Annotated in this window: 13 protein-coding genes; all 13 read right to left on the bottom strand. The window is 44.2% G+C overall.

Features of this window, described 5'->3' with window-relative positions; all coding sequences use genetic code 11:
* Window positions 1-108: 108 nt before the first annotated feature.
* Window positions 109-894 carry a type I methionyl aminopeptidase gene (map, locus tag WSWS_RS02460; protein ID WP_070229777.1) on the bottom strand — a complete coding sequence of 262 codons (786 nt, stop codon included), beginning with the start codon at window positions 892-894 and terminating at the stop codon, window positions 109-111.
* Between the two features lie 90 nt (window positions 895-984).
* Window positions 985-2343, bottom strand: coding sequence for a DEAD/DEAH box helicase (locus WSWS_RS02455; RefSeq protein ID WP_070229776.1), 1359 nt, complete (start codon window positions 2341-2343; stop codon window positions 985-987).
* On the bottom strand, window positions 2343-3290 hold the full coding sequence (locus WSWS_RS02450; RefSeq protein ID WP_070229775.1) for a DHH family phosphoesterase: 948 nt from the start codon (window positions 3288-3290) through the stop codon (window positions 2343-2345). Before WSWS_RS02450 ends, WSWS_RS02455 begins: the two co-directional genes overlap by 1 nt.
* An 87-nt stretch (window positions 3291-3377) precedes the next feature.
* Complete coding sequence (dinB, locus tag WSWS_RS02445) at window positions 3378-4496, bottom strand: DNA polymerase IV (RefSeq protein ID WP_164699418.1); 1119 nt, start codon at window positions 4494-4496, stop codon at window positions 3378-3380.
* A gap of 91 nt (window positions 4497-4587) precedes the next feature.
* On the bottom strand, window positions 4588-5382 hold the full coding sequence (phnE, locus tag WSWS_RS02440; protein WP_070229773.1) for a phosphonate ABC transporter, permease protein PhnE: 795 nt from the start codon (window positions 5380-5382) through the stop codon (window positions 4588-4590).
* On the bottom strand, window positions 5382-6164 hold the full coding sequence (gene phnE / locus WSWS_RS02435; RefSeq protein ID WP_070229772.1) for a phosphonate ABC transporter, permease protein PhnE: 783 nt from the start codon (window positions 6162-6164) through the stop codon (window positions 5382-5384). The genes phnE (WSWS_RS02440) and phnE (WSWS_RS02435) overlap by 1 nt, the downstream gene beginning before the upstream one ends.
* 6 nt (window positions 6165-6170) lie before the next feature.
* The gene (phnC, locus tag WSWS_RS02430; RefSeq protein WP_070229771.1) at window positions 6171-6938 is read right to left on the bottom strand and encodes a phosphonate ABC transporter ATP-binding protein; all 768 of its coding nucleotides are present in this window, start codon (window positions 6936-6938) and stop codon (window positions 6171-6173) included.
* 148 nt (window positions 6939-7086) lie between these two features.
* The gene (gene phnD / locus WSWS_RS02425; protein ID WP_070229770.1) at window positions 7087-8025 is read right to left on the bottom strand and encodes a phosphate/phosphite/phosphonate ABC transporter substrate-binding protein; all 939 of its coding nucleotides are present in this window, start codon (window positions 8023-8025) and stop codon (window positions 7087-7089) included.
* 322 nt (window positions 8026-8347) lie between these two features.
* Entirely contained in the window at window positions 8348-11146 is a 2799-nt protein-coding gene (gene ileS / locus WSWS_RS02420) for an isoleucine--tRNA ligase (RefSeq protein ID WP_070229769.1), read from the bottom strand.
* Window positions 11147-11402: 256 nt separating this feature from the next.
* The gene (locus WSWS_RS02415) at window positions 11403-12050 is read right to left on the bottom strand and encodes a DivIVA domain-containing protein (RefSeq protein ID WP_210726287.1); all 648 of its coding nucleotides are present in this window, start codon (window positions 12048-12050) and stop codon (window positions 11403-11405) included.
* A gap of 15 nt (window positions 12051-12065) precedes the next feature.
* Entirely contained in the window at window positions 12066-12851 is a 786-nt protein-coding gene (locus tag WSWS_RS02410; protein WP_070229767.1) for a YlmH family RNA-binding protein, read from the bottom strand.
* A 1-nt stretch (window position 12852) separates the two neighbouring features.
* On the bottom strand, window positions 12853-13125 hold the full coding sequence (locus tag WSWS_RS02405) for a YggT family protein (protein ID WP_070229766.1): 273 nt from the start codon (window positions 13123-13125) through the stop codon (window positions 12853-12855).
* 14 nt (window positions 13126-13139) lie between these two features.
* On the bottom strand, window positions 13140-13607 hold the full coding sequence (locus tag WSWS_RS02400; RefSeq protein ID WP_070229765.1) for a cell division protein SepF: 468 nt from the start codon (window positions 13605-13607) through the stop codon (window positions 13140-13142).
* Between the last annotated feature and the right edge of the window lie 9 nt (window positions 13608-13616).

Here is a 13616-nt window from a genome sequence, read left to right as displayed (position 1 = left end):
TCTATTCGCTTTTAAAACATCAACAATGCTGGCTAACTTTTCGAGGTCAGCCAATGACGCAAAAAAAATCTGAACCAGCCCCATTCGGATCTGAATCAGATTGATTTTTTACAACAAATATTTTGCGTCAAACTCAGGATCTTGTGAAGTCAAAATCTTGGGTCCGTCGTTAGTGATCGCAATAACGTGCTCGTATTGGGCAGACCATGAGCCATCTAAAGTGCGTACAGTCCAACCATCTTCTTGGTCAGTCTCAACTTCCCAGCCACCTAAATTAACCATCGGTTCGATGGTAATGGTCATACCAGGCTTTAATCGCAAGCCATGACCGGCCACCCCATAGTGAGGCACAGCGGGTTCTTCATGCATAGTCGGTCCGATACCATGACCAATGTAGTCACGCACGTTACCATAACCGTTTTCATCTTCGACAAAAGCGTTGATGGCTGCCCCAATATCACCCAAGCGGTTACCCACTTGTGCTTGGTCAATACCAATATACAAGGCTTGCTTCGTCACATCCATCAAACGTTGCACTTCAGGCGAAACTTCACCAACGGCATACGTCCAAGCTGAATCCGAGTAGGCGCCATTCAAGTCAACCACCGTGTCGACCTTAACAATGTCACCTTCATTAAGAAACAATCCCTTACGTGGGAAAGCATGGGCCACTTCATCATTAACCGAAATCGTGGTTGCGTACTCAAAACCTTCAAACCCGATTTGAGCAGCACGGCCACCATGGTCCTCGATATACTTACGGCCAAATTCTTCAATGGCCCAAGTAGAAATCCCTGGCTTGATCAGTTTACGTAACTCTTGGTGCATACCAGCAATAATGGCACCAGATTCGGCCATAGCCTCAATTTCACGTTGTGACTTCAATGTAATCAAAATAAATACCTTCTTCTAAATTATCGATTTAACCAATAACTATCGGTCATCATCTAGGCAAACAAACACCCATCCAATGCACTGAACATTTTATTTTCCGCTAGAATTCTTTTTTGCCTTACGCTTTGAGCGTAACTCTTCACGCTCTTCAACCCGCTTTTTGTACTTGGCATCGCGGGCAATCGCACTCTTAATCTGACGCTTGTAACCTGGTTTGATGTTCTTCTTCTTTTTCATCACCAAACCAATCATGGTTGGATCAAGTTTCACCGTAGATTTAGTACGTTGACGACGACGGCGCCGGTCGATACCATCCTTCAACTCCCCTTTGGAGAAGTTCTTTGGAATAAATTCTACCCCCATGCCTTCAACCGCAGCGACGCGGTCTTCCTCATCAGGATCGTAAATGGTGATCGCGGTTCCCGATTGTCCGTTTCGACCAGTACGGCCGACACGGTGCACGAAGAACTCTAGTTCAGAAGGAATGCCATCATTAATGATCAAATCAACCCCTGGAATATCAATACCACGGGCAGCTAAGTCAGTGGCAACGACATACTGAAAATCAAGGTGTTGGACGGCAGCCATCGTCCGCTTACGTTCACGGGGTTGAATATCACCATGAATTTCGGCGACTTTGAGCCCTTGTACGCGCAAGAAATGGGCCAGTTCCTTGGCACGAGTCTTAGTGTTAGTGAACACTAAGGCCATATAGGGTGTTCCCATGGTCAAGAGTTGATAAATCATCTCATCTTTTGTCTTACCCTTAGTACTTACCAAAAGATTCGTAATGGTATTGGCAATCACCGTCTCCGTGGGAATTTCTTCGATCACTGGATTATTCATATACTTACGTAAGAATGGTTGTAATTTCTGCGGGATAGTTGCTGAAAAGACCATCATTTGTAGATCTGCAGGCAAGGCACCGGCAATGGCGTCGACATCTGGCAAGAACCCACCATCAAGTGTCATATCAGCTTCATCCACAACCATTTGTGTGGCTGTGTGGACATCCAAAGCACCTGAACGGTATAAGTCATTGATACGACTAGGCGTGCCAATCACGATCTGGGGTTGGCTATTTTCGAGCTGACTGATTTGACGTGCTTTATCAGTGCCACCAATATAGTAACCAATATGGGGTTGATCTTCCTCAGCAAACCCACTCGCCAATTGCTTAGCAGCGATATGAATTTGTGAAGCTAATTCACGGGAAGGGGTGGTAATCACAGCTTGGACCTTGTGATTTTTAAGATCCAACTTCTCAAAAATTGGAATTAAAAACGTATGGGTCTTTCCAGATCCAGTTTGTGATTCGCCGACGACTGAGCGTCCTTGTAAGACCACTGGAATTAATTTTTCTTGAACGGCTGTTGGGGTGGTAAAACGAATCTCCGCCAACGCTTTATATAGTTCTGGACGTAGATTATAGTCAGTAAATTTTGCCACTAGTTCGTTTCCTTTCGCAAGACGGCATTGGCTTCCGCAACAATGTCGTTAATTTCATCAATATCTTTGGCTTTTGCTCCTGAAGCGAAGGCATGGCCACCACCACCATGATTTTTAGCGATACCGTTGATAACGGTATTACGTGCACGGAGACGGACTCGGAAAGTGCCATCATCATCTTCTTGGAACACAGCCCACACTTTAACAGTATTAATTTTACCAAGCAACGGTACCACGAAAGAAGTTCCAAAATCGCCCAAGTCGAATTGTTCCAAAATCTCCTTAGTCAAAATAATGTAGTTAAACCCTTCTTCAGTGATCGTCATATGATTATAGACATAACCAGACATCTGGGCGGCAACCGGTGAAATCGTGTCCATTTGCTGATTGATTTTGAACCAATCGAAATTGAACGTCATCAAATCAGAAACAACGCTCATTGTGTCTGAAGTAGTTGCATACAAAAAGCGTCCAGTATCACCAACAATACCAGCGTACAGGTATGAGGCACCTGCATCGGACAATTTCATCTCATCTTTGAAAGTTCGATAGAAATCAAAAATCAACGCTGACGTTGATGAAGCACCCTCAACAACCCAGTTGTAATCACCATATGGTTCATCATTAGGATGATGGTCAATTTTAATGAGGGTGTGCCCCAAATCATAACGTTGATCATCGACACGTGGTGAATTCGCCGTATCAACAACGATCACCAAGGCATCACGATAGATGTCATCGGCAATATCTTCCATTGCGCCCATCCATTCACCGCTTGGAAATGACTTGCCAACCACATGCACCCGTTTATTAGGGTAGCTTGACTTAATTAGTTCAGCCAGACCGAATTGTGCGCCAAATGCGTCTGGATCCGGCCGTTGGTGGCGATGAATGATGATGGTGTCAGCTGCTTTAATTTGCGCTAAAATCGCTGTCTGCGCTGTCATTGATATACCCGTTTCTAATTTATACTTACCTATTGGTAACAACTACATAATCGCTTAGTACCCTTTATTGTATCACGTTCAACACTTTTAATGATATAAATCAAGCGGTAAATTCTCAAAGGTCACGGGGGCCAGTCCTGTCATGGTTAACCCCAACAACCGAATCCGCTCCTGGAAGCCACCCAAGTCCTCCCAAATTTCTTGGGCTAAACGTTCAAAAAGCAATGCATCATTGGCATAAAAATCGATCTGCGTCAGTCGTTTTGTTTCAGTGACAAAGGCTTCCGTGCGGACTTTTAACACCAATGTTTTCCCATGCATCTGCCGTTTGGTTAACGCCGTTGCTAACAGTTCAGCCAGCCGGGTCAATTGTGCTTGCACTTCTTCCTCAGATTGCAAAAATGGGTTAAAGGTGCGTTCATTGCCCAATGATTTCCGCTCCCGTTGCCACTCCACCTGCCGATCATCAACGCCACGAATCCGACGATAAAATTCGTACCCCATCTTACCAAAATGGGCCAGCAAGGTGCTTTGGTCCGTCTGATAAAGCTGTGCGCCAGTTTCGATACCTAGCTCCTTCATCTTAATTTCCGTTTGCTTACCAACTCCCTGAATATCACCGACGGGCAAGGGATCTAGGAAAGATCGAATATCATCAACACCGACAAAAGTGAACCCAACTGGTTTATTGTGTTCGGAAGCTAATTTTGCCAAAAATTTATTAAACGACACCCCCACGGAGGAGGTTAAGTGCAACTCATCAAAAATCGTTTGTTGCATATGATGCGCTAAGGCAATCGCGGCTGTAAAGCCCAATTTATTGGCCGTCACATCTAAATAGGCCTCATCAAAGGCCACCCCCTCAACAATATCTGTATAACGATGGAAAATCTCATGAACTTGCGCAGACACTGCACGATATAATGTGAAGTTCGGCCGTACAAATAACGCGTCAGGCGCTAACCGTAACGCTTCAATTGCACTCATTGCTGAATGGACTCCCAGTGCACGGGCGGCATAATTGGCGGTTGCCACTACCCCGTGCCCCCCATTATGCCGTGGGTCCTCTGCTAGAATAAGCTGGCGTTGCCGATACTCTGGATGTTCACGCATCTCGACTTGGGCATAGAAGGCATCCATATCAACATGGACAATCTGCCGTTCACTATTCAGTTGTAAGGCAATTTCGAGCAAATCTGCCATCACACCGACCCAACCTTGAAGAATTTTATTTTTGCGCTCAAAAAAAGAGCCAAATCTATGATTTGACTCTTATTATAGCATTAATTAGGTTTAACTAAACTAACCGTGCCCGAATTTTGCCTGAAATGTAGTCAATGATTGTCACCATCACGATGATGCCCAAGAGAATAATCCCAACACGTGGCCAATTACGGGTCTGTAAGGCGAAAATGAGGGGCGCACCGATACCACCGGCACCAACCATCCCCAAAATAGAGGCCGAACGGACCGCAATTTCAAAGCGATATAAGGTGTAATTCATAAATTCTGGCAAAACAGCCGGAAATGTTGCTAATGCCAACCCATCGAGCGCTGATCCACCGGCAGCCACAATGGCTTCATTTGGACCATGATCAATGTTTTCAATGGCTTCAGCAAACAACTTTCCCAACATGCCGATTGAATGAATGGAAACCGCCAGCATACCGGCATAAGCACCGGGACCAACCGCCTTGATGAACATAATCGCTAAAACCAATTCTGGGAACACACGTACGATTGTCAAAATCACTTTCCCAAATGTTGAACGGGGCGTGAAGAACTTATGCGACGTACGGGCCGCCAAGAAAGCAAACGGCACACTCAAAATAGCCGAAATAAAGGTTCCTAGGAATGCAATCGCTAAGGTCTCAACCAAAGCTGCCAATAAATCTTCACCATCACCAGTATAAACGTAGCTCCATTCTGGATGGAACAAACCATGCAAAATGGACTTGGTAATTTCAAGGGCCGTTGGTTTCAAGCTGGTTAGCGGAATCCCTGAGAAGGCCCACCCAACAATGGCCAATACCAGCAGCGTGACTAACCAGGGCCGTAAGTGTTGCCATGGACTGCGTTGAATTGTTGTCATTATGTCAAAGCCTCCCGTAGTCGATTTGATAGTCCGTCAACCAACACCACAACGATGAAGATGGCAATGATAACGATTGCCGTCCGGTCGTAACGGAACATTTGCATCGTTTGTTGTAGGAACAGTCCGACACCACCGGCGCCCAAGTAACCTAACACAGTAGATGCCCGGACATTGATTTCAAGGGTGTACAAGAAGTAACTTAAGAATTGATTCATCACCTGGGGAATGACCGCAAAAACAATCGTCTGGATGGCATTAGCCCCTGTTGCTGTGAGCGCATCAATCGGCCCCTCATCAATGGTTTCAATCGCTTCATAAAATAGCTTTGAAACCATCCCAAAACTGAACACAGTCAAGGCACCCACACCGGCCATGGGACCGATACCCACGATGGCCACGAATAATGCCCCCAACAATAAGTCTGGCAAGGAACGCACTAGGCCTAGCACAAAGCGAATTAGATTGCGTAAGACTGGATTTTTCACAATATTACGCGCTGCCAACAGACTAAACGGGATTGCAATCAACGTACCTAACAAAGTACCGACAATCGACATCTGTACGGTTTGTAAAAGTGGTGTGATGACAGCGCTGGCGTAGCCCCAATCGGGATGCGCCATCTTAATAAAAATCTGCCAAAATTGATCCCAGCTAAAGTCAGTTGACACCCCTGTATTAATGCCTGAACCAATCATAATTAACAGCAATAAAAGCGTGATGAGGGCACCCTTTAGATGCCACTTAGCTGCAAATGCACGCTCTGGAATAATCGCGTTCATTTAAGCTCACCCCTTATCTTTAGCTTCAGCATAAATATCAGTAAAATCATGCTCAGAAACTGCTGCGATAGGCTTGTCATAGACTAGCTTACCCGCCTTTAGTCCGATGATCCGGGTCGCATACTCTAATGCCAACGGTACCGAATGCAAATTAACGATGACCGTCAGCCCCAAATCAGTATTCAACCGCTTCAAATCATCCATCACCATCTTGGTATTCTTAGGATCTAGTGCCGCGATGGGTTCATCGGCCAAAACAACTTTTGGTGCCTGTACCATCGCCCGGGCGATTGCCACCCGTTGTTGTTGCCCCCCTGATAATTCATCGGCACGCGTATAGTATTTTTCAACCATGTTAACATTCTGCAACGCCTTGGCGGCATTTTCTCTGTCTGCCTTTGAAAACAAACCAAAAGCTGACTTGAAAGTTGAATAATAACCCACCCGACCTGCCAACACGTTGCGGGCAACAGTTGCGCGCTTGACTAAGTTAAAATTTTGAAAAATCATCGCGATATCACGCCTTTGGTGGCGAAGTTCTTGACCGCGCGCTTTGGTAATATCTTGACCATCAATCAAAATGTCACCCGTGGTCACATCATGTAATCGATTGATTGCTCGCAACAAGGTGCTCTTCCCCGCACCCGACAAGCCGACAATCACAACGAACTCGCCAGCTGCAATATCCAAATTGATGTTATCAAGCCCAATTGTTCCATTCGGATAGATCTTTGAAACATGGTTAATTTTAATGGTTCCCGCTTGGCCAGCCATATTCTCACTCCTAATCATTTTGTATGTACGATTAACGGCTCTCAATAGGACCGTTAATTAATACGCGCCACTGAGTATGCCAGTGTGCCTATAGATGAAAAATGGAAGTCTACCAAAGAGACCTCCATTCTTAAATTTACTTTTGCAATTACTTGGCAGTCAATTTTTCAAGTTGTGCGGAATATTGACGCACAACCTTGAAGTTTGAATCCTTTGACTTAGCTACCCCAGCCCAAGAGTAGACATCATTCAAAATCTTCTTACCTTGCGTCGTCTTTGAGACCTTAATCATTGCCTTTTGGATGGTTTTAGCATCCTTCTTTGAGACACCCTTACGCAAAGCAATCGTGTCGTTTGGAATCTTTGAAGACAACATCAATGCCTTAGTTTTCTTGAAGACACTTGGGTTGTCAGCTTTAACAATGTTACGGGCGTCATCAAAGATGAACGCAGCATCTGTGTCACCATTCAAAACTGACAAGACACCTTGATCGTGGCCCTTGACTGTAACTAGTTGGGTGCCACCCTTGAAGATGTTCACACCCTTATTGTACAAATCAACGGCCGGGAACAAGTACCCAGAGTCAGACGTTGTATCTTGAACGGCAATCTTCTTACCCTTCAAGTCCTTGATTGACTTGATCTTTGAATCCTTCTTAACTAAGACCATGGCCCGGTAGTAGCTGACCAACTTGTCAGTGTTTGAACCATCGTTTTTCTTGTCGTTAATACCGTAACGTTCAGATTGCAAAATCACTTTCGCCTTGTATTGCTTGTGCGCTTGCACATAAGCATCAGGTGGCAAGAAGCCCATGTCAACCTTCTTTGAACCCATTGCTTCAACAATGGTGTTGTAATCGGTTGAGATAGTTACGTGAACAGGAATTCCCAATTGCTTCTTCAATAACTTTTCAAGTGGCTTAGCCTTGGCTTGAATCGTGTCAGCTTGTGATGATGGAACGAATTGCACATTCAATTCCTTCAGAGAAACCTTCTTCTTTGCAGCGTCGGCGCTTGATGGTGCTACTGTAATTGCAGTAGCAGCACTCACGGCTAACAATGCCCCAGCAACGAACTTCTTATACATCAGATGATGCTCCTTAAAAAAATTTATCATAAGCGATTTATGTTTCGTTTATGCTTATTTCCAACTTTATACCCGAACAATACATTCGTCAATCTCTAAAAATGTTGTTTTTTTGCGTGTCGTTTTCCTTTACAATTTCATTTCTCATTTTTTATTCATTTAACTCACTGATAAAACGTTTACTACCGTTTTAAATGGCTGTTGATTTTGTTTTGTAAAGGGGTTTTTTACATAAATATTACAGTTATGCATTTATTTTAAAGTTCGGTTTTTACAAAAAAAGCGTCTAGTTATTAAAAACTAGACGCTTTTACTGCTTAAATTAGACTTCAAATCCTTCAGTGACTGCTTCAGGATAATTTTCACGAATAATTTGTGCTTCGTGGGCTGATAACATTGGGAAATCAACATCGGCACCCAGATCAATATGGAACATACGATCGCGCGGTGAGACCTCACCTGCGGCATGTTCAACTAAGATCTTAAAGCCATCAAAAGTTGGCACTTCTGCATCGGCGTCATTGACTGCCGCCAAGTGCAATTGAGAAACCAACAGCGTCACCCGGACGTCTTGACCAAGCGCGTCAATTAAGGCACGTTGTTCATCAGTCAAGTAAAGCGTGACGGCAGCTTCGGCTGGCTTACCAATCAACTCATGACCACGAGCTGCTTCCAATGCCTTATTGACGGCATCACGTACAGCCATAAATTTAGTCCAGTTAGCGATCAATTCATCAGCGTTAGCTAACTCTTCAACCTCTGGCATGTCAGTCAGGTAGGCAAAATCTGCCGTTTCATATGGCATGTACTCAAAAATTTCTTCAGCTGTGTGGGGCAGAATTGGCAACAACAACTTGTCCAAATCGCGTAGCACCTTGTACAAAACCGTTTGTGCTGAACGGCGCAAAGCGCCCTTGGGTGCTTCAACGTACAAAACATCCTTGTTAAAGTCCAAGTAGAAAGCCGACAAATCAACATTGATGAAGTTCACAACTGACTTATAAACACGCATGAAGTCAAAGGCATCATATGACATCTTAACCTGTGCCACCAACTTATTGAACTTCGCATAGAAGTATTGATCAACTGGGGTCAAATCAGCATAGGCAACCGCATCCTCGTTAGGATTAAAATCAGCTGTGTTAGCCAATAGGAAGCGCATCGTGTTTCGGATTTTACGGTATGTTTCTGACGTTTGCTTGAGCAAATCCATTGAAACACGAACATCTTGTGATGAATCAACCGAGCTTACCCAGAGACGGATAATTTCAGCCCCCATCTCTTTGACCACATCAGCTGGGGCAATGATATTCCCCAAAGACTTGGACATCTTCTCACCATTACCATCCAACACGAATCCTTGTGACAAGACATTCTTATAGGGTGCATGCCCATTGACCGCCACTGAGGTAATCAATGATGAATTAAACCAACCACGATATTGGTCAGAACCTTCCAGGTATAGATCAGCTGGGTAAGTCAAGTCTTCTCGGGTGTTTAGCACACCGTTCCATGAGGAACCTGAATCAAACCAAACATCCATGATATCTTCTTCTTTTGTGAAAATGCCATTTGGTGAATGCTCATTCGTGTAGCCTTCAGGCAACAAGTCCTTGGCTTCATGCTCAAACCAGTAGGTTGATCCATGTTCTTCAAACAAATCAGCGACATGTCGGATGACTGCTTCGTCCACGATTTCAGTACCATCTTCAGCATAGAAAATTGGCAATGGCACACCCCAGACACGTTGTCGTGAAATGACCCAATCACCACGATCGCGAATCATATTGTACAAACGCTTCTTACCCCATTCTGGTAAGAAATTAATATCTTGATCAATCGCTTTTAAGATGTCATCACGGAAACCATCAATTGAGGCGAACCATTGTGGTACGGCTCGCCAAATAATTGGTTGCTTAGTCCGCCAGTCAAATGGATATGAGTGGTTCACATCGACTTGCTTTAATAGCAGGTTTTTCTCAGTTAACAAGCGTAAAGTCACATCGTCGGCATCTTGATAGAAAACGCCGTCAAATGCAGCCCCGGCTTCCTCAGTCAACTTACCTTGATCATCCACCAAGTTCGTGTTGGGCTCAATGCCGTATTCCTTAGAGACAAAGTAATCGTCCTCACCAAAGTCTGGCGCCGTGTGGACTAACCCAGTACCAGAATCAAGCGTGACGTGTGCACCATTCAAAACTAGTAGCTCCAACCCGTCGATAAATGGATGGGCTGCGGTAACTCGCTCAATTTCAGATCCCTTAACCGTCTTTTCGATGGTATAGTTCTGCCAACCAAATGACTCAGCTAGGTTACTAAGGAGTTGCTCGGCTACCACGTACTTGACATCATCAACAACCACAACCGCGTAGTCAAAGTCCGCTCCGACAGTGATGGCCCGAGAACCCGGTACCGTCCATGGCGTTGTCGTCCAAACAACCAGCTGGGTACCTGGCTCTAAGACACCCCGACCATCAACCACGACATTGCCATAAAAAGCAGTCTTCGACGTGATATCATGGTATTCGATTTCAGCTTCAGCTAAAGCTGATTCTGATGACCATGACCAGTAAACTGGCTTACCACCACGGAAAATGTATCCCTTACCAGCCATCGCTCCGAAAACACGTACTTGCGCGGCTTCGAACTTTGGCAATAAGGTGATGTAGGGATGATCCCAGTCGCCTGAAACACCCAAACGCTTAAAATCAGCGCGTTGCGTGTCAATTTGCTCAAGCGCAAACTTTTCAGCCAATTTACGCCATTCAGCCTTGCTCATCTTCTTACGATCATGGCCCGCTTTTGTCAATTGTTGCTCAATTGGCAAACCATGGGTATCCCACCCAGGCACATAGGGTGACCGGAAGCCATTCATGGACTTGTAACGGACAATAATGTCTTTAGAAATTTTATTCATTGCGTGACCAATGTGAATGTTACCATTCGCATATGGTGGTCCATCATGCAACATAAAGGTTGGCTTACCCTCATTTAACTTCTGCCGTTGCTCATAGACTTTGTTTTCGAACCAAATATTCTCGCGTTCAAGTTCGGTCTTTGGGAGACTGCCACGCATTGGAAATTTGGTTTTACCGATGTTCAGCGTTTCTTTAATCTTCATGAATCGATATCTGCCTTTCAAAAAAAATAGTCCCGCGTCGATATTGCTATCAACGCGGGACGTAGTAAACGTGGTACCACCCGTTTTCACTGTTCTTCGCCGGTAAACGGTACCTGAAACAGCCTCAAAAAAAGAGTTATTCGAGTTGCTCTTTTGCTGATAAGAAATAATGAGGAACTGCCTGGCTCGCATCAAACCCAGGTTGCTGTACAGTATCACCATTTCCGTTTGGTCAAAAGAATACCTATATCATAGTCTAATTTTCGTCGTTGTTCAAGAACTTATCTGCTTCGTTGCTCTTTTCTGGGAAAACAACGACGGTTTCAACAGCAGATGACGCTTCAACGGACTCAGCTGAATCTTCAGTAGCTGCTTCTGAGGCCGCTGGTGTTACTTCAGCTTCGGCAGGCTTAGCACCATATTCAGCCCATTCGCTTGAGTTGTTAATCAAGTCTAATTGCGCTTGCAATAAGCTCGTCAACTTATTCTTGAAGTTACCCATATCAGCTGTCAATACCTGCTTCTCCTCAACAAGAGCAGCATTAACTTGTTGTGATTCAGACGTAATGTTATTAGCCTTTGCAGTCGCTTCCATCACAATCTTTTGTGCTTCAACTTGTGCTTGTTGCAAAGTTGCAGCGACTTCAGATTCAGTTTGCTTCTTCAAACGATCAGCGGCTTCTTGCGCGATCAAAATTGAAGCGTTAACTGATTGCTTCATGTCTTCAACTTGCTTAGCAGCTGCATCAGCCTCAGCCAACTTCGTCTTCAAAGTCTTATTTTCTTCAGTGACTGTCTCGAAATCAATAACAACTTGATCCAAAAATTCGTTAACTTCGGCCTTGTCGTAATTACGACCACGTCCTGAAAATTCTTTTGCATGAATCTCTTGTGGGGTTAGCATAATAAGTTCTCCATTCTATTTCTTAATGACCGCCATCTCGACGCGCCACTTATCTTTTTTTGTTAAACCATTTTCGGCCATCAATTTCAAGCGACCAAATTTACGCACCGAAATTAAATCATTTACCGCTAGCATAAAATCTGGTCGGTCAATATCAGTCCAATTAACGCGTACGGCACCACGTTCGACGAGCTCTTTGGCATGCGTCCTAGAGATATTATAACCATTTGCCACAATTGTATCTAGTCGTAACGATGAAACGGTTAACGAACTGGTTTCCCAGTCCTCGGTCGTGGCAATCACTTGTTCAAACGGTGTGTCAATAAAGCGGACTTTATTTTTACCAATATGATCGACTTCACTCATTACAAATCGAGCGATCGGATTGGTCAAGATGATCTGCCAGCGACCAGTATCATCAGCTAGAATATCACCAATACTGCTCCGTTCAATACCACTGTGAATTAATGCCCCCAAAATCGTACTATGATGTAACTCAGCAAATTTAGTCGGGTAATTAACCTCTAGCAAGGTCATGTCAAAATCTGCCAACGTGGCTTCATAATAACTCGGAAAAATTAACATGCGTTGACTTTCAGCACCTTCATAACCACCAAAAGTCTTGAACTTTAATTCAGTTTGCCGATTAACGATGGTTGTTAGAATGTGGATCTGACGTGGATTTAAAAAATCTGTTAAAACCGCCCGGTATTCATCGAGGGCTTGGCGAATAAAATCTTCACCTTGCGCAATAAATGTTTGTTCGCTTGGTCGGAAATGCTGTGCAATATTGTCCGCCATCTTAGTAGCCTCCAATAAGCACTCGCACAATCGCTGTTAATCCTAGTTGCGCTGCTTGCAAAAGCAAGATGGCAACCAATGGTGAAAAATCAATAAAGCTAGTTCGTGGCATAATCCGGCGTACCGGATCAACAATTAATCCAGCAATACGATTTACGATTCGTCCCAACTTGGAATCTGTGGCGCCAGGTAACCATGACATGAGAGCCGCTAAAATGATAATCATTTCAAGACCTTCAATTACATAATATACCAATTTGATTAATACCAACATATTTACCTCTTACTTTAGAAATTATTCTTCAAAGTTTGAGTTAATTCACCACCAACCTCGAAGTTTTGTGGCACGGCCAGATAAACATTCGAACTGCCAATTTGCTTAATCTCACCTTTGATCGCGAACTTAACCCCATATAAGAAATCAAGTGTGCGTTGTTTTTGTGCTTCGTCCATATTTTGGAAGTCAACGACGGCAGCTTCGCCTTCAATCATTCGTTGTGCGATCGTATTAGCATCGCTCATGATTCGTGGAACAAAAACCACAATCTTACCACCATCATTTGATGCCGAAATGCCAGAAGTCATATTGACCACATTTCGATTTGAACGCGGTGCTGAATTTGTTTGTGACTCAGCTTGCGTGGTTGCTTGTTTCGATGTCGCTTGTGTGTCGGCATCATCATAGTAATCACCTTCAAAGTCATCTTGACCATCGCCCATGATGAGTTTGTAGACACTCGTATCTTTATAGCCCATTTGGTGACC

Origin of the sequence: Weissella soli (assembly GCF_001761545.1) — a bacterium.
GTDB classification, from domain to species: domain Bacteria; phylum Bacillota; class Bacilli; order Lactobacillales; family Lactobacillaceae; genus Weissella; species Weissella soli.
The sequence above is the reverse complement of the archived record's forward strand: the minus strand, read 5'-3'. Positions and strand labels throughout refer to the sequence as shown.